The sequence below is a fragment of the Streptomyces sp. TRM68416 genome (assembly GCF_014596915.1).
Classification (GTDB): Bacteria; Actinomycetota; Actinomycetes; order Streptomycetales; family Streptomycetaceae; genus Streptomyces.
The window spans coordinates 1-262 of the sequence record NZ_JACVWU010000118.1 but is presented as its reverse complement, the minus strand read 5'-3'; the positions used below and the strand labels follow the sequence as shown (position 1 = coordinate 262).

Annotated in this window: 1 protein-coding gene; it reads right to left on the bottom strand. The window is 67.6% G+C overall.

The genetic code is table 11. From position 1 onward, the window contains the following. A partial coding sequence (locus ICC28_RS40205; RefSeq protein ID WP_188293817.1) for a hypothetical protein occupies positions 1 to 262 on the bottom strand: 262 nt, incomplete at both ends.

Genomic DNA, 262 nt, shown 5'->3' with positions numbered 1-262 from the left:
ACGTCCCATTCGACGCGGTAGCGCCAGGACTCGAACTTGCCCGCGTTCTGCGACTGTTGCCGCCAGTCGGCAATCGACGGCAGCACGATTCCGAGGGACGAACGGGCCTCGGGCGCTTCGATGCCGACCAACTCGGCGAGTTCGGACGCGTCTTCGCGGTCCACTGCCTCCCAGAAACGATCCTGCATCGGGTCCGCGACGGCCTGGGTGGTGCGGTCCAGCCAGTAGCGGCGGCGGTCGAAGGCGTAGGTGGGCAGGTCGA